Genomic DNA, 24145 nt, shown 5'->3' with positions numbered 1-24145 from the left:
CGCCCTTCTCTCGGGAGCAAGCCCATGACCGTGATGAACCGCGCGCCGACCGCGCTCTCGCTCCGCCTGCCGCAGGCCGACCGGAGCCTCGAGACGTTCCACCTCTCGCCGCCCCGCCACTTCCCGGCCCGTGCCGAGGGGGCGATGAACCGGGTCGCGTTCTCGGCCGCGCACGTGGTCGCCGACCCGCTGTCCGACGCCGATCCCTGGCTCCGGCCCGCCCTCGACTGGGACCGCACGATCGCGTTCCGCGAGCACATCTGGGACCTGGGCCTCGGCGTCGCCGAGGCGATGGACACGGCCCAGCGGGGCATGGGGCTCGACTGGCCGACCTCGCTCGACCTGATCCGCCGCTCGGTGGCGGCGGCCGGGCGCCGCGAGGGAGCCCTCGTCTTCTCGGGCGCCGGCACCGACCACCTCGCGCCCGAGGCGGCCGGACGCGTCGAGGACGTGATCGCGGCCTACGAGGAGCAGGTGGCGGCGATCGAGGGCGTCGGCGGGCGCATCATCATGATGGCGTCCCGGGCGCTGGCCCGGGTGGCCCGCTCCGGCGAGGACTACGCCCGCGTCTACGGCCGCATCCTCTCGCAGGTGCGCGAGCCGGTGATCCTGCACTGGCTCGGCGACATGTTCGATCCGGCGCTCGCCGGCTACTGGGGCTCGTCCGACATCGCGACCGCGATGGACGTCGCGGTCCGGGTCGTCAACGACAATGCCGCCAAGGTCGACGGCATCAAGATCTCGCTGCTCGACGCGGAGTGGGAGGTGGCCATGCGCCGGCGCCTCGATCCCCGGGTCAAGATGTATACCGGCGACGACTTCAACTACGCCGAGCTGATCGCCGGCGACGCGCAGGGGCACTCGCACGCGCTGCTCGGCATCTTCGACGCGATCGCGCCCGCGGCCTCGGCGGCACTGGTCCACCTCGCGAAGGGCGAGACGGAGGCGTTCCACGACATCCTGGCGCCGACGGTGCCGCTGTCGCGGCACATCTTCCGGGCACCGACCCGCTTCTACAAGACCGGCGTCGTCTTCATGGCCTACCTCAACGGCCACCAGGACCATTTCACGATGGTGGGGGGCCAGGAGAGCGCCCGCTCGACCCTGCACCTCGCCGAGCTCTTCCGCCTCGCCGACCGGGCCGGGCTCCTCGCCGATCCCGACCGTGCGGCCGCCCGCATGCGGACCGTGATGGCGGCCCGCGGCGTCGAGGCGTGAGGCGGCCGATGCGCGACTTCTCGCACGATCACCGCTGGCTCTCGATCAACACCGCGACGGTGCGCAAGCAGGGCGACCTCCTCGCCATCGTCGAGGCCTGCGCCCGCCACGGCATCCGCGCGATCTCGCCCTGGCGCGATCAGGTCGCCGCGATCGGCCTCGCGCGGGCAGTCGCGGCCGTGCGCGAGGCCGGTCTCGACCTGTCGGGCTATTGCCGCGGCGGCATGTTCCCGGCGGACCGCGCCCACGCGGCCGAGATGCGCGACGACAACCGGCGGGCGGTCGACGAGGCGGTGGCGCTGGGTGCGCCCTGCCTCGTCCTCGTCGTCGGCGGCCTGCCGCACTTTTCGCGCCCCGGCTCGGCGCCCTCGCACGACCTCGCGGCCGCCCGCGCGCAGGTCGAGGACGGCATCGCCGCGCTCCTCGACTACGCCAAGCCCGCCGGCATGCCGCTCGCCATCGAGCCCCTGCACCCGATGTACGCGGCGGACCGGGCCTGCGTGAACACGATGGCCCAGGCCCTCGACATCTGCGACCGACTCGATCCGGGCCGGACCGGGGCGCTCGGCGTCGCCTGCGACCTCTACCACGTCTGGTGGGACCCCGACCTGTTCGCCGGCATCGCGCGGGCCGGCCGCGAGCGCCTGCTCGCCTATCACGTCTGCGACTGGCTGGTGCCCACCCGGGACCTGCTCCTCGACCGGGGCATGATGGGCGACGGCGTCATCGCCATGCGGCCGATCCGGCGCGCCGTCGAGGCGGCGGGTTTTTCCGGTTACTCGGAAGTCGAGATCTTTTCCGAGCAGAACTGGTGGCAGCGTCCGATGGACGAGGTGCTGGCGACCTGCATCGCCCGTCACCGCGAGGTGGTTTAGACAAGGCGTCATGGATACCCCGATCCCCACCCCTCCCGAAGCGGCCGAGCCGCGCGCCCCGCGCCAGCGCGACCCGGAGCGGACGCGCGCCAGCATCCTCCAGGCCGCGACGGAGGCGTTCACCGCGAGGGGCTTCGCCGGCACGAGCATCGACGACATCGCGGTGCGCGCGGGCGTCAACCGCCGCATGCTCTACCATTATTTCGGCTCGAAGCGCGGCCTGTGGCTCGCCGTGCTGGAGGGCGCCTACGAGAGGGCCCGCGCCCCGGAACTGCGCCTGGACCTCGGGGCACTGCCGCCCGAGGCGGCCATGCGGCGCCTCGTCACCTTCACGTTCGATGCCTTCGTGGGCGACCGCACCTTCATCAACCTGCTGAACAGCGAGAACCTGCACCAGGCCCGGCACCTCAAGGGCTCCGCGCGGGTCAAGGAGATGCACTCGCCGCTGATCGGCACCATCCGGGCCATTCTCGAGCGCGGCGTCGCCGAGGGGGTGTTTCGCGAGGGCGTCGATCCCGCCCAGCTCTGGATCTCGATCGCGGGGCTCGCCTACTTCTACTTCTCGAACGTCTTCACCCTGTCGGTGATCCTCGACCGCGACCTCCAGTCGAAGGCGCAGATCGCCCAGCGCCGCGCCCATGTCGAGGACTTGGTGCTCGCCGCCCTGCGTCCCGCCGAGGGCGTGCCGTCCTCTCGCACGACCGAGGCCGCCGCGGCACCGCGCCCGCCGCAGAGACGCCGCGCCGGCAGCCCGGCGTGAGGGTCCGCCGGTTCGGGTCATCCTGAACCGCGCCGGGCTTCCCGGAGGCCCTCTGGTTCGGCTCAGGCCGCCAAGGCGTGTCCCTCGGCCTGGGCAAGATCGGGCGTCCCGTCGCCCGTGGCCGTTCCTGGCGCATGGCTTCGCCGAATACGCCGATCAAGGCCAGCGCGCCGGCAGCGCCACCGCCGTCACCGTCGAGATCGTCAGGCCCGACAAGGGACAGAAGGACTTTTCCGTCCAGCCGCGACGCTGGGTCATCGAGCGCAACTTGGAGTAGATATCCCGTTGCCGCAGGCCCGCTCGCGACGACGAGGCCACTTCGTCCTCCACGCCAGTCTTCTTCGTCCTGGCCGCAGCGATGATCACCGTCGAGAAACTGTCTCTACCCTAGCGGAATGAGAGCCGGATATGTGTCGGAATAGTCGCACAGCATGCAAATGGTGTCCGACTTCCACAGTGCCTGTTCCTTTCGGCCGTGCTTTTGACGAGACCGTTAGCCGTAGCCGTCGTCGCTCGCGGGAGCGCCCGTGCGGCGGGCGCGGCGTGGTGGAGCATCATGGGCGAGCGGACATCGACGGGCCGGGGCTTGCGCCGGTCGCTGACGGGGGTCTCCGCGGCGCTGATCGTCGTCGCGCCGCTGGACACGGCTTCGGCCGGCGGTGGGGTCGGGGGCGGACCTGGCGGCGGGACGGCCGGGCAGAACGCGACGACGGGGACCGGCGGGTCCGGAGGTGACGCGACGGGGACGGGTGCCGGCGGCGGCGGCGGCGGAACCGGGCAGAACGGCGGCGCCGGCGGCAAGGGATCGGGCGGAGCCGCCGGCGGCGGGGTGGTGAACGGCGGTGGCAACAGCGCTACGGCCATCAATGGAAATCCGGGAACGGCGGCCATCGTGAATTCGAATGGCGGCGGTGGCGGCGGTGGCGCGGGCGCGAGTTATTTCAACCAGGCCGGCTCGATCTTCAGCGGCGACTTCACGAGTTCTGTGGGTCGAGGGGGAACCGGAGGCGCGGGCGACGGGACGGGCAGTGGCGGCGGCGGCGGCAGTGGCGCGAACTACCTCCTGACGACTGGCGCGAACGCAACCGTCACTTTTGGTTTGTCCGGCTTTCCCGCGATCATGTCGGGTGGGACTGGCGGTACGGGCGGCGCAGCCGGCGGTGGCGTCGGCTCGTTCGGCGGCGATGGCGGTGACGGCGGCGGCGCCGTCGTGATGTCGGCGGGCGGGACGCTCGTTCTGACAGGCGGCAGCCGATTGACGGGCGGGGCCGGCGGCGCGGGCGGAGCCGGCGGCGCGAACGGCACCGCCGGCAGGCAGGGAGCCGGCGGCGCGGCCGTCGTGGGAACCGGCGTCACGATCACCTTGACCGACGGCACCCTCCAGGGCGGCGCCGGCTCGACGATGGGCAACGCCGCGACCCTGCTCGGCGGCACCAACGTGCTCAACCTCGGGGGCACGATCAACGGCAACCTCGCGATCCAGGCCGGCACGCTGCAGATCAACGCGGCCACGGGCGGATCGACGCTGGCCAACGTCATCACGGGCGGGGGCGGCCTCATCCAGAACAGTGCCGACACCCTGACGCTGTCCGGTGCCAACACCTACACCGGAGGCACGACAGTCTCGGCCGGGACGCTGCGGCTCGGCCACGTGACGAACAACACGATCGACGCGGCCGGCACCGGCGCCATCACGGTCGGCAACGCCGCACTCGAACTGGCTCGGACCGGAGAGCTGACGAACCTCATCATCCTGAACGGCACGACCGCCTCACGCATCGGAGCCGCCACCGGCACGACCGCGACGCTGACGGGCAACTTCATCGGCGCGTCTGCTCCACGAATCATTTTCGGGTCGGCAGCGAATACCGGAACGATCGTATTGGCGGCGAGTAATTACGGATTGCATGTCAATCAGACCTACGAGATCGCCGGCGGGGTATTGCGGGCTGGGAACAGTGCGTTTGCCAATGTCCCGTCCTTCATCTCTCCCACCCATCAGATCGACGACGGTGGGACGCTCGACCTCAACGGCTTCAACACGACGATTCGCAACCTGCAGGGCGGGACCGCCACCACGGGTGGCGTGCTGACCAACGCGGCGGGTGCCACCACCACGATCAATGGCGGTTCCTTCGCCGGCCAGATCAACGGTGCCGGGGCGGTCACGTTCAACAATGGATCGGGAGGCACGGGCGTCACCACCCTGTCGGGCGTCAATGGCTTCAGCGGCCAGACCGGGATCAGCCCCGGCGCCGCGCTGAACCTGTCGGGCCTGGGTTCCATCAGCCAGTCCGGCGGCGTGATCAACAACGGCACCTTCGACATCTCCGCCACCACGGCCGGCACCGCCATCACCACCCTGTCGGGCATCGGCGGCACGGCGCTGGGCGCGCAGACCCTGACCATCACGGCCGGTTCGACCAGCTACGGCGGGGTGATCTCCGGTACCGGCGGGCTGACGCTGACCGGTGGCACCCAGGTCCTGACGNGCGCAGACCCTGACCATCACGGCCGGTTCGACCAGCTACGGCGGGGTGATCTCCGGTACCGGCGGGCTGACGCTGACCGGTGGCACCCAGGTCCTGACGGGCGCCAACACCTACACCGGCGCCACGACGATCACCGGCGGCGTGCTCAACATCCGCAACGCCGCGGCACTCGGCGCGACGGTGGCGGGCACGGCGGTGTCGTCGGGGGCGGCTCTGGAACTGCAGGGCGGGATCGCGGTGGGGGCCGAGCCGCTGTCGCTCGCCGGCACGGGGGTGGGGAACGGGGGTGCGCTGCGCGGCGCCTCTGGCGCCAACAGCTACGCCGGGACGATCACCCTGGCGGACGACGCCCGGATCAACGCCGACGCGGGCACGCTGACTCTGTCGGGGGCGATCGCCGGCAGCGGCGGCAGCCGCAGCCTGACGCTCGGCGGAGCAGGCGACGGCATCCTGTCCGGCACAGCCGGCACGCTGACCGCCCTCGCCAAGGACGGGACGGGCACCTGGACGGTGACGGGCCAGGGCACGTTCGTCGGCGACGCGACCGTGAGCGGCGGCACCCTGCGGCTGCAGAGGGGCGGCACGCTGTCGAACCTCAACGGCGTCCTCGGCTCCGGCGCCGGCACGGCGGGGACGGCCGTGGTGACGGGGACGGGCTCGACGTGGAGCAGCACGCGCTACCTCACCGTCGGCAGCGCGGGCACGGGCACGGGCACGCTCACCGTCGCGGCCGGCGGCAGCGTGTCGGCCGCCAGGGCCTATCTCGGCTTCGGCGCCGGTTCGACCGGGACCGCGACGGTGACGGGAACGGGCTCGGCCTTGACCAGCACCGGCAGCCTCTATGTCGGCAACCAGGGCACGGGCACGCTCACCGTCGCGGCCGGCGGCCGCATGTCGAACACCCTCGGCGCTTTCCTCGGCTACGATTTCGGCGCGCGCGGGACGGTGACGGTGACCGGGGCGGGCTCGTCCTGGACCAACGGCAGCCTCCTCCAGATCGGCGTCTCGGGCACGGCCACGCTCACCGTCGGGGACAACGGCTCCGTGACGAGCACCACGGGGTTCATCGGCAACGGCGCCGGCTCGACCGGGACCGCGACGGTGACCGGGGCGGGCTCGTCCTGGGCCAACAGCGCCACCCTCTATGTCGGCAACCAGGGCACGGGCACGCTCATCGTCCAGGACGGCGGTCGCGTGTCGAACACGGTCGGCGTCCTCGGCAACAATCCCGGTGCGCGCGGGACGGTGACGGTGACCGGGGCGGGCTCCACCTGGAGCAGCACCCGCGACGTCACCGTCGGCAATGTGGGCACCGGCACGCTGACGATCGCCGACGGCGGCACGGTGTCGGCCTTCGGCGGCACCGGCACGGTGACGGTCGCCGCCCTGACCGTCTCGACCGGAACCCTGACCATCGGCGCCGCCGCCGGCCAGGCGCCCGCCGCCGCCGGCACCCTTCAGGCGGGTCGGGTGTCGTTCGGCGCGGACACCGGCACGCTGGTGTTCAACCACACCGGCAACCCGGACGGCTCGGCCGTGACCTTCGCGCCCGTGATCACCGGCGCCGGCAGCGTGCGACAGCTCGCCGGCACCACGGTCCTGACCGGCGCCAACACCTACACCGGCGCCACGACGATCACCGGCGGCGTGCTCAACATCCGCAACGCCGCGGCACTCGGCGCGACGGCGGCGGGCACGGCGGTGTCGTCGGGGGCGGTGCTGGAGCTGCAGGGCGGGATCGCGGTGGGGGCCGAGCCGCTGTCGCTCGCCGGCACCGGGGTGGGCAACGGGGGCGCACTGCGCGGCACCTCGGGCGCCAAGAGCTACGCCGGGACGATCACCCTGACGGACGACGCCCGGATCAACGCCGACGCGGGCACCCTGACCCTGTCGGGGTCGATCGCGGGCGCGGGGACCGGCGGGTTCAGCGAGAGCCTGGCGCTCGGGGGGACGGGCGCCGGCACCCTGTCCGGCACCGCGGCCGGCAACCTCTACAACCTCGTCAAGGACGGGACGGGCACCTGGACGGTGACGGGCCAGGGCACCTTCGACCGCAACGCGATCGTGAGCGGCGGCATCCTGCAGCTGCAGGGGGGCGGCCGCCTGTCGAACCTCTCGGGCTTCGTCGACGCCGCCAGCAGCACGGCGGCGGTCATGGTGACGGGCGCGGGCTCGACCTGGGCCAACAGCGGCAACGTCTGGAGTGTGAGCGGCGAGCCGGCGTTGATGGTCAGCGTGTTGGAGACGGCGATGAGGTCGTTGACGGTGTTGCCGGTCACGTTCGGCTGGTTCAGCTCGAACAGCGTGCCGCCGCCGTTGGCGGTGTAGTTCGTCACGGTCAGCGTGCCCGGCGAGTTGCCCGCCGAGACGGTGCCGCCGGTGTTCACGACAACCGTGCCGGCGAGGGTGCCGGTGCCGTGCAGCGTGCCGCCGGTGTCGACGTTCACCAGCGCGCGGCCGTCGGCGGTGTCGCCGAAGACCCCGTTCACCGCGAGGGTGCCGGCGCTGACGTTGGCCGTGCCGGTGAACTGGCCCGAGCCTGCGCCGTTCGTGCCGGTGAGGCTGAGCAGGCCCGTGCCGCGCTTGTTCAGCGTGCCGGCGCCCGTGACGGCGTTGGCCAGCGTGAGATCTCCGCTGCGGTCGATGGCGAGCACGCTCGGACCATTGGCGCCGCTCGCAGCGGCGCTGGCGACGTTCAGGTTGCCGGTGAAGGCGCCGGCGCTGTTGCCGATCACCAGGGTGCCGCCGTCGATCTGGACGGCGTTGCCACCCGCTGCCGTGCTGGCGAGGGTGCCGCTGCTCGCGAGCGTCGTGGTGCCGACGCCGGCCACGCGCAGGCCGATCGCGCCCTGGACGACCTGTCCGGGGCCGACCGCCACGGTGTTGGCGGTGTTCGCGGAGGTCAGGAACACGCCGGCATGGCCGGCGCCGCCGGCCGTGATGCCGCCGGTGGCGGTGACGGCGACCGCCCCGCTCGCGGCCGTCGCCACGATACCCGAACCGTTCGGTGTGGTGATCGGCCCGGCCGTCACCGTCACCGCCCCGGTGCCCGCGGTCGTGGCCCGGATCGCGTCGGCCGTGGTGCTGGTGACAGGGCCGCCGGCGACGATGCTGATCGCACCGGTCCCGCTGGTGGCCGCCTGGATCGCCACGGTCGCGCCCGAGACGGTGCCGAGCGCTGCGCCGGCGCTCGTGGTGCCGAGGGTGATATCGCCGCCCCGGCTGCCCGCCCGGATGCCGAAACCGCCGGTGCCCGTATACGCGCCGTTGCCGGTGATGGTGATTCCGTCGGCGGTCGTCAGGTCGGCGTCGATGCCGTTGGCGCCGCCGATCGAGGCGCCGGGACCGATGTTGGTGATCGTGACCGGGCCGGCGAGCGCGAAGGCGCCGCTCTGGTTGGCCGCGGTGACGCTGCCGGCGTTGTTGAACGTGCCGCCCTGCAGGGCCACACCCTGGTTGCCGGCGGTGATCGTGCCGGTGTTGCCGAAGATCGCCCCCGCCTTCACGAGGGCGGCGGCCTGGGCCCGGCCCCCCGCCGCTCCCGGCACGAGGTTCGCCACGCCGGCGGTGTCGAGCCTGCCGGTGGTGTCCAGGCGAAGCGTGCCCTGGTTCGCGATCAGCGCGCCGCCTGTCATGGCCCCGGCCAAGGTCAATGGTCCGGTGCCGGTCTTGCCCAGCACGCCGGTTGCGTCGGCGTCGATCGCGCCCGCGATCGAGACGGTGTTGCCGTTCGTGTCGATCGTGCCCGTCGTGCCCGCGGTCAGGCTCACCCCGCGCGGGGCCGGCGAGGTGATCGTCCCGCCCGCCTGCAGGGTGCCGCCATCGAAGATCAGCGTGTTGGTCGCCGAGCCGTCCCGGCCGAGCCGGCGTTGTTGCCGAGGACGCCGGTGGCGCTCGTCACGGTGCCGCCGGACGCGACGGTCAGCGTGCCCGCGCGGCTGTCGCCGAGGAAGACCACCGCCGGCGGCACGCCGGCCTCCGGCCTCTACCGGATCTTCACCTACGGCACGCTGGCCGGCGCGGTCTCGAACTTCAGCACCACGGTCACCGGCGCCAACGCCGGCTCCGCCGAGCTCTACGCGGCCGGCAACGGCATCAACGTGCGCGTGTTCGGCGCGGACCGGATCACCCAGTACTGGGCCGGCGCGCAGGGCGGCGCGGGCACCTGGAACGCCACCAACACCAACTGGGCCGACGATCCGGCCGCCGGCACGGTCAACGACCGCTGGCGCAGCCAAGCCGGCGTGTTCGGCACCGGCACCCCCAACAATGCCGCCGTCGCCAGGACCGTCACGGTCGAGGGTGCCCAGAGCGTCCAGTCGCTGCGCTTCTCCGACAACCTCTACACCCTCACCGCCGGCGCGGGTGGCAGCCTCAACCTCGTCGGCAACCCGTTCGCAGCGGCGGCCGACCGGGCCTTCGGCTCCGTCACGGTCGATCCCGGAAACACGGCCAGTATCAATCTGCCGATCACCGGCACTGCCGGCCTGCTGAAGCTCGGCGCCGGCACGCTGAACCTCGGCGGCGCCAACACCTATGCCGGCGGAACGCGCATCGACGCCGGCACCCTCGCGATCCTCGCCGGCGCGAGCGTCGCCGCGACGGTCGCGAACAACGCCGGCTTCACCAATGCCGGCACCGTCAACGGCGGCGTGGTCAACGCCGCGACCGGCGCGAATTCCGGCACGATCACGGGCCGCGTCAGCAACGCCGCGACCTTCACCAACAGCGGGACCCTCTCCGGCGGCCTGACCAACACGACCGGCACCTATACGCAGACGGCCGGTGCCACCAACGGCGGCACCACCAACGCGGCGACGATCGTCGCCAATGGCGGCGCCTTCACCGGCGCCATCGCCAACAATGCCGGCGCCTTCACGGTCGGCGGTGCGGTGAGCGCCAGCAGCACCTTCGCGAACGCCGGCACGGCCACGCTCGCCGTCGCCGCGGGCAGCCTCACCGGCATCACCGTGCTGACGAACGACTCGACGGCTGCGGCCGGGGTCGCGACCGCCGCGGGCACCACGCTCGCGGCCGGCGGCCTCGCGGGCACCACGGCCGGCGCGACCCTGGCCAATGCCGGCACCCTCGCCCTCGGCGGCGGCGTCGGCGACACCGCCTATGCCGGGCGCATCACCGGCGCGGGAGCCGTCACCAAGGCGGGCTCCGGCGTGCAGACCCTGACGGGCGCCAACGCCGCCGGTGCGCAGTACACCGGCGCGGCGGCCGTGAACGGCGGCACCCTGCGCATCGAGGGCACGTTCGGCGACACGGCCGCCAACGCGGCGACCCTGACCGTCGGCGCCGCCGGCACCCTGACCGGCTCGGGCACCGTCGCGGGCAGCGTCGTCTCCAACGGCACCGTCGCGGCAGGCACCGGCGGCGCGGTCGGCACCCTCAGGATCGGCGGCAACTACACGATCGCCGCCGGATCGACCGCGCGCTTCGATCTCGGCGCGCCGGGCGCGGTCGGGGGGCCGGCCAACGACCTCGTCACGGTCGGCGGCAATCTCTCGATCGACGACGCCAGCACCCTGGCGCTGCAGACGGTCGCCGGCGGGCGGATCGCCAGCGGCTCCTACACCCTGTTCGAGGTGGCCGGCACGACCGGCGCCGGGCGCTTCGGCACGGTCACCAACGGCGGGGCGAACGCGACGGCCGACGTCACGCAGATCGTCACCAACGGCGGCACCGCGCCCTCGCGGTACGACGTGCTGCTCGCCGGCAACGGCCAGCGGGTACAGTTCTGGGACGGGGCGAACCTGTCGGCCAACGGCGTCGTGAACGGCGGCGCAGGCACGTGGAACGCCACCAGCACCAACTGGACCACGGTGGACGGGGCGACCAACGATCAGTGGCGCTCGCAGGCCGGGGTGTTCGCCGGCGCGGCCGGCGGCGCGGTGACGGTGTCGGGCACCCAGGGCGTCCAGGCGCTGCAGTTCCGCACCAGCGGCTACGCGCTGTCCGGCGGCGCGCTCGCTCTGGTCGCCGACAGCGGCCTCAGCGGCAGCACGGCCGCCTCGATCACGGTAGACAGCGGCGTCGCGGCGAGCATCGCCAGCCCGCTGCAGGGGGTGGCCGGCCTGACCAAGTTCGGCTCCGGCACCCTGACGCTGTCGGGCGCCAGCACCTATACCGGCGCCACCACGATCACCGGCGGCACGCTGCGGGCGGGCGCGGCGAACGCCTTCTCGGCGGCCTCCGCCGTGACGATCGCCAGCGGCGCCCGGATGGACCTGAACGGCCTCGACCAGAGCGTGGCCTCGCTGGCCGGTGCCGGCAGCGTCACGCTGGGTTCGGCCACCCTCACCACCGGCGGCGGCAACGCCAGCACGACCTACGCGGGCACGCTCTCGGGCACGGGCGGGCTGACCAAGGCCGGCACCGGCACCCTGACGCTCTCGGGGACGAACAGCTTCACCGGCCCGACCACGGTGCAGGCCGGCACGCTCGTCAACACCGGCGGTCTCGCCGGCTCGGTGAGCAACGCCGCGACCTTCACCAACGCCGGCAGCGTCGGCGGCGGCCTGACCAACACCGGCACGGTGACGGCCGCGGCAGGCCGCATCGACGGCACCATCGCCAACAACGCCGGGACCGTCGCGGTCACCGGTCAGGTGAGCAGCAACGGCACCTTCACGAACGCCGGCGGCGCGACCCTCGCGGTCACCGGAACCGGTATCTACAGCCTCGCCGGCCTGCTCACCAACGCCGGCAGCCTCACCGTCGCACCGGGCGGCAGCCTCACGGCCCCGGCCGGAATCGTCAATTCCGGCTCGATCGCGGTGGCGCAGGGCGGCACGATCACCGACGCGCTCGCCAACAGCGGCAGCGTGGCGAACGACGGCGCCTACAACGCCGACATCGGCAACACCGCCTCCGGCACCATCGCCAACCGCGCTACCGGCGTCTGGACCGGCACTCTCACGGCCAACACCGGCGGCGTGACCAATGCGGGCCAGTGGCGCGGCGACGGCCGCAACGAGGCCAGCGGCCGCGTGAGCAACACCGGCACTTGGACGACGGCCACCGGCCCGTTCGCCAATGCCGGGACGCTCGTCACCTCCGGCGTGGTCGACGGCGGCGTCGCCAACACCGGTACCGTCCTGGCGTCCGGCCGGATCGCCGGCGCGGTCTCGAACGGAACGGGAGCGCGCTTCACCGTCGCCGGCCCGCTCACCGGCGTGACCACCTTCGTCAACGACGGCACGCTCGATCTCGGGGGCACCACCTTCGCCATCGGCGCGCTCTCGGGCACCAGCACGACGGCGGTCCTGCGCAACGGCACGCTGGCCACGAACGGCGACGACAGCGCGACGGTCTATGCCGGCAGCATCGTCGACGGCGCCGTCGCGACCTCGCTCGTCAAGAACGGCAGCGGCAGCCTGACCCTGACCGGCACCAACACCTCCACCGGGGGCATCACCATCAACGGCGGGACGCTCATCGCCTCGGCGGCGGGCCTCGGCAGCGGACCGGTGACGGCCAACAGCGACCTGATCGTCGACCAGGCCGGCGATGCCACCCTCGGCAGCGCCCTCGCCGGCACCAGCCGCTTCACCAAGCAGGGGGCGGGCACGCTCACCACCACCGGCACCGGCACCCTCTCGGGGCCGACGACGGTCGCGGCGGGCGGGCTCGTCGTCAACGGCAGTCTCGCCGCCTCGCCCGTCACCGTGACGAACGGCGCCAGCCTCGGCGGCGGCGGTCGGATCGGCGGGCTGACGGTCCAGGCCGGGGCGATGGTCAGCCCGGGCGCCGGCACCGCTGCGGGCAACCTCGGCACGCTGAGCGTCAACGGCAACGTGCTGTTCGCGAACCGGTCGCTGTACCAAGTCGACGCCACGGCCGCCGGCCAGTCCGACCGCATCGCCGCCACGGGGACCGCGACGCTGCAGGGCGGGACCGTGCAGGTCACCGCCGGCACGGGGGCCTACGCGCCGCGCACGCGCTACACCATCCTCTCGGCCGCCGGCGGCGTGACCGGGCGGTTCGCGGGCGTCACCGCGAACTTCGCCTTCCTCACGCCGTCCCTGAGCTACGATGCCAACGATGCCTACCTGACGCTGGGCCGCAACGACCTGCGCTTCCGTGCCGCCGCGGCCACGCGCAACCAGGGCGGCGTCGCCGCGGCGGCGCAGGCACTGGGTGCCGGCAGCCGGCTCCATGATGGGATCGCCGTGCTCTCGGCCGCGCAAGCCCGCCAAGCCTTCGATGCGCTCTCGGGCGAGATCCACGCGGGCGCGGTGACGAGCCAGTTCGCGACGGGCTCCCTCGTGCGCGAGGCGATCCTCGACCGCCTGCGCTTCGGCGACGCCCCGAGCTTCGGCGGCCGCGGAGCGGAGGGCATCGGCCAGCGCTTCGCGCCCGGCACCACCCTGCCGTCGGTCGACTCCGCCGACCTGCCCGGCCGCGCCCCGGCCGTGTCGCCGGTCACCGCGCAGCTCGCCGCCCCGAGCCCGGTGGCGGCCTGGGGCCAGGCCTTCGGGGCGTTCGGCGCGTTCGGCGGCGACGGCAACGCCGCGCGGCTCGACCAGCAGACCTCGGGTTTCGTGCTCGGCGCCGAGACCCGCTTCGACGAGAACTGGCGCATCGGCGTGGCCGGCGGCTACACCTTCACCACCCTCGACGTGACCGCCCGCCACTCCAGCGGCACGGTCGAGAGCGGCTACGGCGCTCTCTATGCCGGCGGCAGCCTGGGTCCGATCCAGCTGCGCCTCGGCGGCGCCTATGCCGGCTCGAGCCTCGCCACCAGCCGCGCGGTGCTGTTTCCCGGCTTCTCGGAGAACGCCTCGGCCCGCTACGGCGGCTCGCTCGGTCAGCTGTTCGGCGAGGTCGGCTACCGCATCGGTTCCGGCACGGGCTACGTCGAGCCCTTCCTGGGCGGCGCCGCGATCCGGCTCGGCCGCGACGGCTTCACCGAGCGCGGCGGCGCGGCGGCCCTGACCGGCCGGCGGCAGGACGACGACATCGCCACCGCGACGGTGGGCGTCCAGGCTCAGGGTCAGATCGGTGCGCTCCTCGGCTCGGCCACACCGATCTTCGTGCGCGGGCGCGTCGGCTACCGTCGCGCCTACGGCGACGTGGTGCCCTCGACCCTGTCGCGCTTCGGTGCGACCGGTCAGACCTTCCTGACGGCCGGCGTCCCGGTGGCGCGCGATGCCATGGTGGCGCAGGCCGGCCTCGATTGGCAGGTGGCGCCGACAGCGACGCTGTCGATCGCCTATACCGGCCAAGTCGGCGCCGACCGCACGCAGGTGCACGGCGTCAAGGGCGGGTTCCTCTATCGCTGGTGAGGGCGGGCGCGACGGGACCGAGAGATCGGGATTGCCCCGGTCTTGTGGGTCCTGCTCACGTTGCGTGGATCAGGCGGCGAGGACCATGCGGCGTTTGAGGAGATCGAGGCCTGCCCGTCCGCAGCATGGGCGCTGGATGAGCTTGAGCCGGTTGATCCGGCCTTCGGCCTGACCGCTATGCCAGGGCTCCGTCAGGGCAGCCCGGAGGGCAGCGCCCCGTCCAGTCCCGAAGTGAACGTCGCGATGGCGAGCGCGCTGCAGGCCCGTGCCTGGGCGATCCAAGGGACGATATTTGCAGCGACGTTCTCAGCCAGAGCGCCCGCGACGGTCACGCTCCTGCCTGCGGTGCCCACCAGCGCCGTGAAGCGGGGAGCCAGACCCGTGACGGCCCGCGCGGCGGTGTCATCCTGCTCGACGGGTGTCACCACAGCCCCGACGTTCGCATCCGGTGCCGCGAGCGGTTGCACGAGCAGCCACACGAGCGGGCGATCGCGTCGGCCCGTCGAGCGGAAGAGCCGTTCAGTCGTGCTGCCCGCCTCCGCAACCCTGTGCATGGGCGCCGCCCGGCCAGCGCGAGGCGCGGATCACGCTGCAGAAGTTCCCTTTGCGGAAGCCCGGCTCCTTGTCGGCGATCACGTCGGCCTTGACGTTGCCGAACGTGGTGTCGGGCTTGTGCCTGATGCCGTCGTAGAAGGCCTGGATGATGTCCTCCTTGAAGTCCGGCGTGCGGGGGAAGGCCGAGACGACAGCCTCGCGCTCGGCGTCGGTATACTCGCCATAGGTCAGGCCCAGCACGTCCATCTCGACGCCGGCCGTGACCAGCGCGACCACCGGATGCATGTGGACCGGAATGCCAGGCGTGGTGTGGAGCGCGATGGCCGTCCAGACGGTGTAGACGTCCGCCTCCGGCACGCCATGCGCCTTGAGGAAATCGCGAGCCGCGTTGGCGCCATCCACCTCGAAGCGCTCCCTTGCGCTGCTGTGATCCGGCATCAGGCCGAGGTCGTGGAACATGGCTCCCGCGTAGAGCAGCTCGCGGTCGAAGGTCAGGCCACGACGGACACCGGCGAGCGCGCCGAAGTGATAGACGCGGCTCGAATGGTTGAAGAGCAATTCGGTCTCGGTGTCGCGGACGAACTCGGTGATCGCCCGGGCGATGGCGCTGTCGGGGATGGCGGCTTCGGACTGGATGCTCATGGGGCTCATGGCCGATCTCCTTTGCGCTGGGTGCCTCGATGAGCTACGGGCCTTGTCCGATGGCATCAATCGTCTGATCACGACGATTTCTGCCATCGTACGCGCATCTTCAGCCACGGAGCGCGCATGGCACCTCGACCCGTCGCAGTCCTCGCCCTTCCCGGTGTTCAGCTCCTGGATGTGGCTGGTCCACTCGACGTCTTCGCCGAGGCGAACGCCCAGAGCGGCCGAGACGTCTACGACCTCAGCATCGTCGGAACGGTACCCGGTTGCATAACCACATCGTCCGGGTGTGGCTTGGTCGTCGATCTGGTTGTGCCCGAGCCTGGACCGACCTCCTTCGATACACTCCTGGTCGCGGGTGCTCCCCGGATCCTCGACTTGGAGGTCCGGGCCGATCTGCTGGAGTGGCTTCGACGGACCGCGGAGCGCTGCAGGCGCTACGGCTCGGTCTGCAGCGGGGCCTTCCTGCTCGGGCAAGCCGGCCTGCTCAACGGCCGCCGGGTCACGACACACTGGGCCGTGGCGGAGGCACTGGCCGAGCGGTATCCGGGCGCCTCCGTCGAACCCGACGCGATCTGCCTGTTCGATGGCCCGCTGCGGACCGCGGCCGGAGTCACGGCCGGACTCGATCTCGCTCTGGCGCTCGTGGAGGAGGACCTTGGCGCCGAGATCGCACGGCGGGTGGCAGCCCAACTGGTCATGTTCTTCAAGCGCGGCGGTGGCCAGATGCAGTTCAGCCGACGAGGGGTCAGCGCCCCGGTCGGCCGCTCCGCCCTGCAGGGGGTGCAGCGCTGGGTGGCCACCCATCCAGCCGAGGATCACGGCGTCGACCGTCTCGCCGAACGGGCGGGGATGAGCCCGCGCCATTTCGCGCGCCTGTTCCGGGCGGAGACGGGTCTCACACCTGCCGCCTATGTCGAGAACGTTCGGATCGAGGCCGTCCGCCGCCTCCTCGAAACGGAGGATGCCGCTTTGAAGCAGGTTGCCGGCGCATGCGGGTTCCGCGACGCCGACACACTCCGGCGCGCGTTCATGCGTCGGGTTGGCACGACCCCGGCCGAGTACCGGCGTCGACACGCACGCCCCTGACTGGCCGATCGACAGCGCCAAGACGTTCTGGAAGCCGATGACCTCGCGGTCAACCAGAGGTGCTGATCGACACGCTCGTCCCGCTGGCAACCGACCGCGGTCAGTCCCGCCGCCCCGAACGCCGGGCACGCCCGGCCGCGATCGTCCGCAGGCGGCGGATCCTGCAGGCCGGCGGCTGGCGCGGGATCAACATCGGGCCGCTGGACGTCCCGTGCCGGCTGACCCGCGCGGAACTCGCCGTCCATGCCCGACGCATGGGCCGGATCGGCATGATCCTGCCCGACATCGACGACGGGCGTCGCGGGATGGTCGACGCCGCCCTCGATCGAGCCTTCGCTCCATACCTGTCGTGCGGGGTGGCGCGCTTCGACGCGGCTTGCTGGATCGTCCGGGCGCAAGCCGGCTGAGGTCGACACCGGGAGCGGCACTTCTCTGTGAGGCATCCGCTCGGCGCCGTGGCCCGTGTCAGGAGTTTTAGGTCATGGACGTGGTCACGTCCCCGATGATGACCTCCAGGATGGTGATGCCCGAACCGACGATGAGCCCGGCCAGGGGGTTCAGGGCCCACAGCATCCGGGGCCCGAGCGCGTTGTTCAGGGCGATCCAGCGCGCCTCCTCACGGATCTCGTCGGAGTCGGCGTTCAGCACCAGCACCGTCGAGGCTAGGTCGACCAGCGTGGCCATTGGCCGAGCGGGCATGAGGCTGGCGACCCCGGCAGGGCTCGAACCTGCGACCTGCCGCTTAGAAGGCGGCTGCTCTATCCAGCTGAGCTACGGGGCCCGACCGGTCTGGGTGGTAGCAGGCCCCCGGCAGCCTGTCATCCGCGCTCTGCGGACCGGCCGGATCGTCTCGCGATAGGCCCGAAAAGGCGCGCCGCGATGGCGGCTCGCGGCGAATCCTGCCGCCGGTTCCGACCGGGATCTCACCCGGTTGTGCGGCCTGCGGTTTCGCCGTAAGCGGCCGTGCCCGTTCCGTTTCCGTCGAGGTCCGAACGGAGCGGGGATGGCGGACGATGGCGGTGCCGCGCCCGCCCGGGACCGGGGGGTGGTGTGAGCGACGCGCGCGGATCCTCTGCGGAGGGCGACGGAAAAACCCTGGTCTCGCGTCTCGTCGAAGCCGTCCCGCTGCGCTCGGGCAGCTTCATCGTCACCCTCTACGGCGACGTGGTGGAGCCGCGCGGCGGCCGCCTGTGGATGGGCAACATCATCGAGACCTGCCGGACGGTCGGCATCAGCGAGACGCTGGTGCGGACCGCCGTGTCCCGGCTCGTCGCGGCGGGGCAGCTCAGCGGCGAGCGGCAGGGACGGCGCAGCTTCTACCAGCTCACCGACGCGGCGCGGCGCGAGTTCCTGTCGGCGTCCAGGATCCTGTTCGACCCGCAGCCGGAGGCCGGGTGGCTTTTCGTCTGGCTCGGGGCGGATCAGACGGGCGAGGCCGGACCGGCGCTGGAGCGCCAGGGCTTCGTCCGGCTCGGGCCGCACTGGCTGCTCGGACCGGCCCACCACCTGCCCGCCGACCCCTCCCTCGTCGCGTTCGACGCGCGCACCGCGGCGGGGCCGATGCTGCGGCGCCTCGTCGCCGCGCACTGGGACCTCGCCGCCTTCGGTGCGGCCTACGACGCCTTCCTGGCGGCCTTCGCCGGGCTCGCCGCCGCGCTGGCGGACGGCGTTCGCCTGGCGGACGCGCAGGCCCTGCAGCTCCGGTTGCTGCTGGTGCACGCCTATCGCGCCGCGGCGCTGCGCGACGCGCGCCTCCCCGCCGACACCCTGCCGCCCGACTGGAGCGGGCACCGCGCAGGCCGGCTTTTCGCCGACCTCTACCTGCGCCTCTCCCCCGCGGCCGACCGCTACGTGGGGCAGCACTTCCTCGCCGGCGACGGCTTGCTGCCCGCAGAATCGCCCGACATCCTCGGCCGGACGGCCTCCCTCGCCCGGGTCCGCGACGGCGCCTGAGCGATCCGCATGCCCCGCTTCCGGCGGATCCAGCTGGGCCGAGACATCACACGAAAGCAGCAAATCTGCGTTGCGATGTGATGCTTTCGGTGGTAGACCGTCGTGCAGGCGATCGGAGTGGGCGATGGGACCGGCTCGCCTCGTCCGCGCGGCCTCCACGCCGTCCGGACGATGGCTCTTGTCGGGCTCCTGCCGGACCGGGTCGGCGCCGCGGGCAAGGCCCGGACCGCCCCTCGCACGTGTCCTGACGGGAGGATCTCGCATGTATGCGCAGCTGGTGAAGACGGACAGCACGCATCTCCGCGGGCGCGACGAGATGTCGGCCGAGGAGCGCGCCTTTCAGGAGCGGATCGACCGCGGCGAGAAGATCGAGCCGAAGGAGTGGATGCCCGAGGGCTACCGCAAGACCCTGATCCGGCAGATCGGCCAGCACGCCCATTCGGAGATCGTCGGGCAATTGCCGGAGGGCAACTGGATCACCCGCGCCCCGACGCTGGAGCGCAAGGCGATCCTGCTCGCCAAGGTGCAGGACGAGGCCGGCCACGGGCTCTACCTCTACTGCGCCGCCGAGACGCTCGGCGTCAGCCGCGACGAGCTGATGGAGCTGCTGCACGCCGGCAAGATGAAGTATTCGTCGATCTTCAACTATCCGACCCTGACCTGGGCCGACATGGGTGCGGTGGGCTGGCTCGTCGACGGCGCGGCGATCATGAACCAAGTGCCGCTGCAGCGGACCTCCTACGGCCCGTACAGCCGGGCGATGATCCGGATCTGCAAGGAGGAGAGCTTCCACCAGCGGCAGGGCTACGACATCATGATGAAGATGGCGCGCGGCACGCCGGCCCAGAAGCACATGGCGCAGGATGCGCTCAACCGGTTCTGGTATCCGGCGCTGATGATGTTCGGCCCCTCCGACAAGGATTCGGTCCATTCGGCGCAGTCGATGGCCTGGAGGATCAAGATGAACACGAACGACGAGCTGCGCCAGAAGTTCGTCGACCAGACCGTGCCGCAGGCCGAGCATCTCGGGCTGACGGTCCCCGATGAGGGCCTGCGCTGGAACGAGGAGAAGGGCGGCTACGACTTCTCGGAGCCCGACTGGAGCGAATTCTACGCGGTCCTCGCCGGCAACGGGCCGTGCAACCGCGAGCGGCTCGGGGCCCGGGTGAAGGCCTGGGAGGACGGCGCGTGGTTCCGCGACGGGCTCAAGGCCCATGCCGACAAGGCCGCCCGCCGCTCCGCCATGGCCGTCGCGGCCGAGTGACCCCGCTCCTCCGGGCGGCCGACCGCCGGCCGCCCGGTCACGCCAGCATCCAGGGAGGCAGAGCATGTCCGGCGAATGGCCGTTGTGGGAGATCTTCATCCGCGGTCAGCACGGCCTGAACCACCGCCACGTCGGCAGCCTGCACGCGCCCGACGCGGAACTCGCCATCAAGAACGCGCGCGACGTCTACACGCGCCGCAACGAGGGCGTGAGCATCTGGGCGGTGAAGTCGAGCGACATCGTGGCGTCGAGCCCGAGCGACAAGGGCCCGCTTTTCGACCCGTCCAACAGCAAGGTCTACCGGCACCCGACCTTCTACGACATTCCGAGCGACGTGGGGCACATGTGATGCCGTCCCTCCCCGACGTGATGACGCCCGACGCCGCCGCGCTCGCGGCAGCGGCGGCCGAGGCCCATCCGGCGTCCGATCCGCCGCACGAGCCCGCCCGCGCGGCGCTGTTCGAATTCCTCGTCCGGATGGGCGACAACACCCTGGTTCTCGGGCATCGCCTGTCGGAATGGTGCGGCCATGGGCCGGTGCTGGAGGAGGATATCGGGGTCGCCAACGTCGCCCTGGACCTGATCGGGCAGACCCAGTTCTGGCTCGGGCTCGCCAGCGAGATCGAGGGACGGGGGCGCAGCGCCGACGACCTCGCCTTCCTGCGCGACGTCTGGGACTTCCGCAACGTCCTTCTGGTCGAGCTGCCGAACGGTGATTTCGGCCACACGATCATGCGCCAGTTCCTGTTCGACGCCTGGCACGTCGCGATGCTGCGGGCGCTGACCGCCTCGTCGGATGGGCGCGTGGCCGAGATCGCCGCCAAGGCCGTCAAGGAGGCGCATTACCACCTTGAGAAGACGGCCGATCTCGTCGTGCGCCTGGGCGACGGGACCGAGGAGAGCCATCGCCGGATGCAGGGCGCCCTCGACCGCCTCTGGGCCTATGCGGGCGAGATGTTCGAGGCCGACGCCACGGATGCGGCCCTGGCGGAGGCCGGCATCGCGCCCGATCCGGCAAGCCTGCGCCCCGCCTGGGACGCGACGGTCCGGTCGATCCTGGCCGAGGCGACGCTCACGGTCCCGGATGGGTCGTTCGCCCACAAGGGCGGTCGCCGGGGCATCCACACCGAGCATCTCGGCCGCATGCTGGCCGAGATGCAATTTCTCCAGCGCGCCTATCCCGGCGCGACCTGGTAGGGCGCCATGGAGGCTCACGCCCTGCCCGAGCTCGGTGCGATCCGGGGCTGGCTCGCGGAGGTGCCGGATCCCGAGATCCCGGTGATCTCGATCGTCGATCTGGGGATCGTCCGCGACCTCGCCTGGGAGGACGACACCCTGGTGGTGACGGTGACGCCCACCTATTCGGGCTGCCCCGCCACATCGGTGATCAACCTCGCGATCGAGGAGGCCCTGCGCGGCCGCGGGATCGAGAAGCTGCGCATCGAGCGGTCGCTGACGCCGCCCTGGACCAGCGACTGGATCGATGCCGCGGCCCGGGAGCGGTTGCGGGCCTACGGCATCGCCCCGCCGATCGACGGGACGGCGGCGGATGGCCGCGTGATGCGGCGGATCGGTCGCCTGACCGGGGGATCGAACCTCTGCGTTCCCTGTCCGCGCTGCGGATCGAACCGGACCGAGCAGGTCAGCCATTTCGGGTCGACGCCGTGCAAGGCGAGCTGGCGCTGCACGGACTGCCTCGAACCCTTCGACTACTTCAAGTGCATCTAGAGCCCCGCCCGATCGCGTTGCCATCGGGCAGTGCTCTAGGTCTTTGATCTTGCCGCATTTTCTGCGACGAACCGGTATCCACTTCGTCGGAAAATGCTCTAACCCTACGGGTGCTGGCGGTCCATGGCGCGCTTCTACTCCCTCGACGTCGCCGACGTCCGACGCGAAACCCGGGACGCGGTGGTGGTCACCCTCAGGCCGCGCGACGGCGACGCGGCGGCCTTCGCGTTCACCCAGGGGCAGTACCTGACCTTCCGGCGCGCCTTCGACGGCGTCGAGCTGCGCCGCTCATACTCGATCTGCGCCGGCCGGGACGAGGGCGCCCTGCGGGTCGGCATCAAGCGCGTCGAGGGCGGCGCCTTCTCGACCTGGGCCAATCAGGACCTGAAGCCCGGCGACGTCGTGGAGGCGATGCCGCCGATGGGGTCGTTCCACACCGCCCTCGAGCCGGATGCCGCGAAGCACTATCTCGGCTTCGCGGGCGGCAGCGGCATCACGCCCCTGCTGTCGATCCTGAAGACGGTTTTGGTCCGCGAGCCGAAGTCGCGCTTCACGCTCGTCTACGCCAACCGGCAGATCTCCTCGATCATGTTCCGCGAGGAGCTGGACGATCTCAAGAGCACCTATCTCGGCCGATTGTCGATCGTTCACGTCTTGGAGAGCGAGACGCAGGACATCGATCTGTTCACGGGCCGCATCGACGCCGCGAAGTGCGCCGAGCTGTTCCGGCTGTGGGTCGATGTGACGTCGGTCGACACGGCCTTCATCTGCGGGCCGGAGCCGATGATGCTGGCCATCGCGGCCTCCTTGCGGGAGCACGGCCTGTCGGACGCGCAGATCAAGTTCGAGCTGTTCGCCTCGGGCCAGCCGGGCCGCGCCAAGGCACGGGCCGCCGCGACGGCGGCCTCGGCCTCGGACGCGCATTGCGAGGCGACGGTGACGCTCGACGGCGCGACGCGCCAGTTCCGGATGCCGAAGCAGGGCGAGAGCCTGCTCGATGCGGCGCTCGCGAACAACATGGACGCGCCGTACGCGTGCAAGGCGGGGGTCTGCTCGACCTGCCGCGCCAAGGTCCTGGAAGGCGAGGCCGAGATGATCACGAACCACGCCCTCGAAGACTACGAGGTGCGCCAGGGCTACGTTCTGACCTGCCAATGCTATCCGACGACGGACAAGCTGGTCGTGAGTTACGATCAATGAAAACGCTGCGGGGAAGCGCCATGTCGGAGACGATGGACATCGAGGAGTACCTCGCGCAGGGCGGCGTCTTGACGAACCCCGCGAACACGCCGCCGCGCTACCGGGGCGAGCTGTTGCGGCTGATGGCCACTTTCGTCGACAGCGAACTGGCGGGGTCGGCGGGATTCGCCGAGGTGATCAACGACGCACCGGGCCTCAAGGAGCGGATCTCGGCCTCGCGGATCGTGCTGGAAAAAACCGATCACGCCGAGCGCGTCCTCGACCTGATGGGCACCTTCGGGGCCGACACGGCGCGCTACGCCGTCCACCATCCCTGGGCGGCCCGCCTCGACCGCGACGCCGATCTCGGCGCCGCGCGCCACGGCACGGACATGCGCCTCGCCGTCTTCCATTATCCGCTGCAGGGCTGGATCGACGCCGTGGTCATGAACGTGCTGATGGGCCGGGCCGTCGGCATCCAGCTGCAGGAATTCTCGCACCTGTCCTACGCGCCGCTGGCGGAGGTTTTTCGCGCGATCGCCCCGCGCGAGGCGCGGCATGCCGAACTCGGGCAGGAGGGCCTGAACCGGATCGTCGCCAGCGAGGAGGGCCGTGAGACGGCGCGGCGGAGCGTGGCCTTCTGGCGACCGCGCGTCGCCGCGAGCTTCGGCCGCGAGGGCTCGGCCCGCTTCGCGACGCTCAAGCGCTTCGGCCTGCGTCGCCGCACGAACGAAGAGCTCGCCGCCGCCTGGACGGCGGAGATGGATGCTCTCCTGCCGCCATTGGGTCTGGCCTGATATCCCGAGCCACAGAGGCCTGAACGCCAGAAAACCCCCGCGCGCGGAGCGCCGGGGGTTCGTCGTGTGTGGTCGTGTGTCGTGATGGTTGGTTGCGGGGACAGGATTTGAACCTGTGACCTTCAGGTTATGAGCCTGACGAGCTACCGGGCTGCTCCACCCCGCGCCGGACCCTGGCGGGCGTGGCGGCGCCTGGATCCCGTGCGGGATCCGGCCGTGTGTGGATCGTGAGTTGAGGGATGCATGCGGCGGCGCGCTTGGCGGGTCTGGCGGTGACCGACTCTCCCGTGCCTT

The 24145-nt window shown here is 71.7% G+C and carries 20 protein-coding genes, 2 tRNA genes and 2 pseudogenes; 16 read left to right on the top strand and 8 right to left on the bottom strand.

Annotated elements, in window-relative coordinates:
- Positions 1-24 precede the first annotated feature (24 nt).
- The 4 genes and pseudogenes from ACKUB9_RS24355 to ACKUB9_RS24340 all read left to right on the top strand — a co-directional run.
- Complete coding sequence (locus ACKUB9_RS24355; RefSeq protein WP_407527879.1) at positions 25-1218, top strand: dihydrodipicolinate synthase family protein; 1194 nt, start codon at positions 25-27, stop codon at positions 1216-1218.
- A gap of 8 nt (positions 1219-1226) precedes the next feature.
- Entirely contained in the window at positions 1227-2093 is an 867-nt protein-coding gene (locus tag ACKUB9_RS24350) for a sugar phosphate isomerase/epimerase family protein (protein WP_407527877.1), read from the top strand.
- A 10-nt stretch (positions 2094-2103) separates the two neighbouring features.
- Positions 2104-2853, top strand: a complete 750-nt coding sequence (locus ACKUB9_RS24345) for a TetR/AcrR family transcriptional regulator (RefSeq protein WP_407527874.1) — start codon at positions 2104-2106, stop codon at positions 2851-2853.
- Between the two features lie 100 nt (positions 2854-2953).
- Positions 2954-3244: pseudogene (locus ACKUB9_RS24340) on the top strand (IS5/IS1182 family transposase); the annotation flags it as partial.
- 665 nt (positions 3245-3909) lie between these two features.
- Here the strand turns inward: ACKUB9_RS24340 and ACKUB9_RS24335 are convergent.
- Positions 3910-4431, bottom strand: coding sequence for a hypothetical protein (locus ACKUB9_RS24335; protein ID WP_410825942.1), 522 nt, complete (start codon positions 4429-4431; stop codon positions 3910-3912).
- Between ACKUB9_RS24335 and ACKUB9_RS24330 the strand changes: the two are divergent.
- Positions 4412-4456: pseudogene (locus ACKUB9_RS24330) on the top strand (hypothetical protein); the annotation flags it as partial. The gene ACKUB9_RS24335 and the pseudogene ACKUB9_RS24330 sit on opposite strands and share 20 nt — an antisense overlap.
- On the opposite strand, the gene ACKUB9_RS24325 reads toward ACKUB9_RS24330, so the two are convergent.
- Positions 4456-4677 carry a hypothetical protein gene (locus tag ACKUB9_RS24325; RefSeq protein WP_410825940.1) on the bottom strand — a complete coding sequence of 74 codons (222 nt, stop codon included), beginning with the start codon at positions 4675-4677 and terminating at the stop codon, positions 4456-4458. The pseudogene ACKUB9_RS24330 and the gene ACKUB9_RS24325 sit on opposite strands and share 1 nt — an antisense overlap.
- Before the next feature lie 174 nt (positions 4678-4851).
- Positions 4852-5265: a hypothetical protein gene (locus tag ACKUB9_RS24320; RefSeq protein WP_410825938.1), complete on the bottom strand. Its 414-nt coding sequence runs from the start codon at positions 5263-5265 to the stop codon at positions 4852-4854.
- A gap of 125 nt (positions 5266-5390) precedes the next feature.
- Between ACKUB9_RS24320 and ACKUB9_RS24315 the strand changes: the two genes are divergently transcribed.
- Positions 5391-7673 carry a beta strand repeat-containing protein gene (locus ACKUB9_RS24315; RefSeq protein WP_410825936.1) on the top strand — a complete coding sequence of 761 codons (2283 nt, stop codon included), beginning with the start codon at positions 5391-5393 and terminating at the stop codon, positions 7671-7673.
- 1559 nt (positions 7674-9232) lie between these two features.
- Entirely contained in the window at positions 9233-14641 is a 5409-nt protein-coding gene (locus ACKUB9_RS24310; protein WP_407527868.1) for an autotransporter domain-containing protein, read from the top strand.
- 191 nt (positions 14642-14832) lie between these two features.
- On the opposite strand, the gene ACKUB9_RS24305 is transcribed toward ACKUB9_RS24310, so the two are convergent.
- Together ACKUB9_RS24305 and ACKUB9_RS24300 are read right to left on the bottom strand one after the other, a co-directional pair.
- A complete protein-coding gene (locus tag ACKUB9_RS24305; protein WP_407527865.1) occupies positions 14833-15120 on the bottom strand; it encodes a hypothetical protein in 288 nt (95 codons plus the stop codon).
- Positions 15121-15160: 40 nt separating this feature from the next.
- Positions 15161-15838 carry an HD domain-containing protein gene (locus ACKUB9_RS24300; protein WP_407528029.1) on the bottom strand — a complete coding sequence of 226 codons (678 nt, stop codon included), beginning with the start codon at positions 15836-15838 and terminating at the stop codon, positions 15161-15163.
- A gap of 126 nt (positions 15839-15964) precedes the next feature.
- Between ACKUB9_RS24300 and ACKUB9_RS24295 the strand changes: the two genes are divergently transcribed.
- Both ACKUB9_RS24295 and ACKUB9_RS24290 read left to right on the top strand, forming a co-directional pair.
- On the top strand, positions 15965-16930 hold the full coding sequence (locus ACKUB9_RS24295) for a GlxA family transcriptional regulator (protein WP_407527863.1): 966 nt from the start codon (positions 15965-15967) through the stop codon (positions 16928-16930).
- 59 nt (positions 16931-16989) lie between these two features.
- Positions 16990-17337, top strand: a complete 348-nt coding sequence (locus ACKUB9_RS24290) for a hypothetical protein (RefSeq protein WP_407527860.1) — start codon at positions 16990-16992, stop codon at positions 17335-17337.
- A 67-nt stretch (positions 17338-17404) separates the two neighbouring features.
- On the opposite strand, the gene ACKUB9_RS24285 is transcribed toward ACKUB9_RS24290, so the two are convergent.
- Complete coding sequence (locus tag ACKUB9_RS24285; RefSeq protein ID WP_407527858.1) at positions 17405-17614, bottom strand: hypothetical protein; 210 nt, start codon at positions 17612-17614, stop codon at positions 17405-17407.
- A gap of 20 nt (positions 17615-17634) precedes the next feature.
- Positions 17635-17711 (bottom strand) — tRNA-Arg (locus tag ACKUB9_RS24280).
- A 314-nt stretch (positions 17712-18025) separates the two neighbouring features.
- On the opposite strand from ACKUB9_RS24280, the gene ACKUB9_RS24275 reads away from it, so the two are divergent.
- The 7 genes from ACKUB9_RS24275 to ACKUB9_RS24245 all read left to right on the top strand — a co-directional run bounded on the left by ACKUB9_RS24275 (position 18026) and on the right by ACKUB9_RS24245 (position 23851).
- On the top strand, positions 18026-18883 hold the full coding sequence (locus tag ACKUB9_RS24275) for a PaaX family transcriptional regulator C-terminal domain-containing protein (RefSeq protein WP_407528026.1): 858 nt from the start codon (positions 18026-18028) through the stop codon (positions 18881-18883).
- 262 nt (positions 18884-19145) lie between these two features.
- Positions 19146-20147, top strand: a complete 1002-nt coding sequence (paaA, locus tag ACKUB9_RS24270) for a 1,2-phenylacetyl-CoA epoxidase subunit PaaA (RefSeq protein ID WP_407527855.1) — start codon at positions 19146-19148, stop codon at positions 20145-20147.
- 64 nt (positions 20148-20211) lie between these two features.
- Complete coding sequence (paaB, locus tag ACKUB9_RS24265; protein WP_407527852.1) at positions 20212-20496, top strand: 1,2-phenylacetyl-CoA epoxidase subunit PaaB; 285 nt, start codon at positions 20212-20214, stop codon at positions 20494-20496.
- Positions 20496-21344 (top strand): 1,2-phenylacetyl-CoA epoxidase subunit PaaC, encoded by an 849-nt coding sequence (paaC, locus tag ACKUB9_RS24260; RefSeq protein ID WP_407527849.1) that lies wholly within the window; start codon positions 20496-20498, stop codon positions 21342-21344. The genes paaB and paaC overlap by 1 nt, the downstream gene beginning before the upstream one ends.
- Positions 21345-21350: 6 nt before the next feature.
- Positions 21351-21875, top strand: a complete 525-nt coding sequence (gene paaD / locus ACKUB9_RS24255) for a 1,2-phenylacetyl-CoA epoxidase subunit PaaD (protein WP_407527846.1) — start codon at positions 21351-21353, stop codon at positions 21873-21875.
- A gap of 123 nt (positions 21876-21998) precedes the next feature.
- Entirely contained in the window at positions 21999-23075 is a 1077-nt protein-coding gene (gene paaE / locus ACKUB9_RS24250) for a 1,2-phenylacetyl-CoA epoxidase subunit PaaE (RefSeq protein ID WP_407527842.1), read from the top strand.
- Between the two features lie 20 nt (positions 23076-23095).
- Positions 23096-23851 (top strand): Phenylacetic acid catabolic protein, encoded by a 756-nt coding sequence (locus ACKUB9_RS24245; RefSeq protein WP_407527839.1) that lies wholly within the window; start codon positions 23096-23098, stop codon positions 23849-23851.
- An 89-nt stretch (positions 23852-23940) separates the two neighbouring features.
- Here ACKUB9_RS24245 and ACKUB9_RS24240 read toward each other — a convergent pair.
- A tRNA-Met gene (locus ACKUB9_RS24240) sits at positions 23941-24017 on the bottom strand.
- Between the last annotated feature and the right edge of the window lie 128 nt (positions 24018-24145).

The sequence above is a fragment of the Methylobacterium oryzisoli genome (assembly GCF_046557895.1).
Classification (GTDB): Bacteria; Pseudomonadota; Alphaproteobacteria; order Rhizobiales; family Beijerinckiaceae; genus Methylobacterium; species Methylobacterium oryzisoli.
The sequence above is the reverse complement of the archived record's forward strand: the minus strand, read 5'-3'. Positions and strand labels throughout refer to the sequence as shown.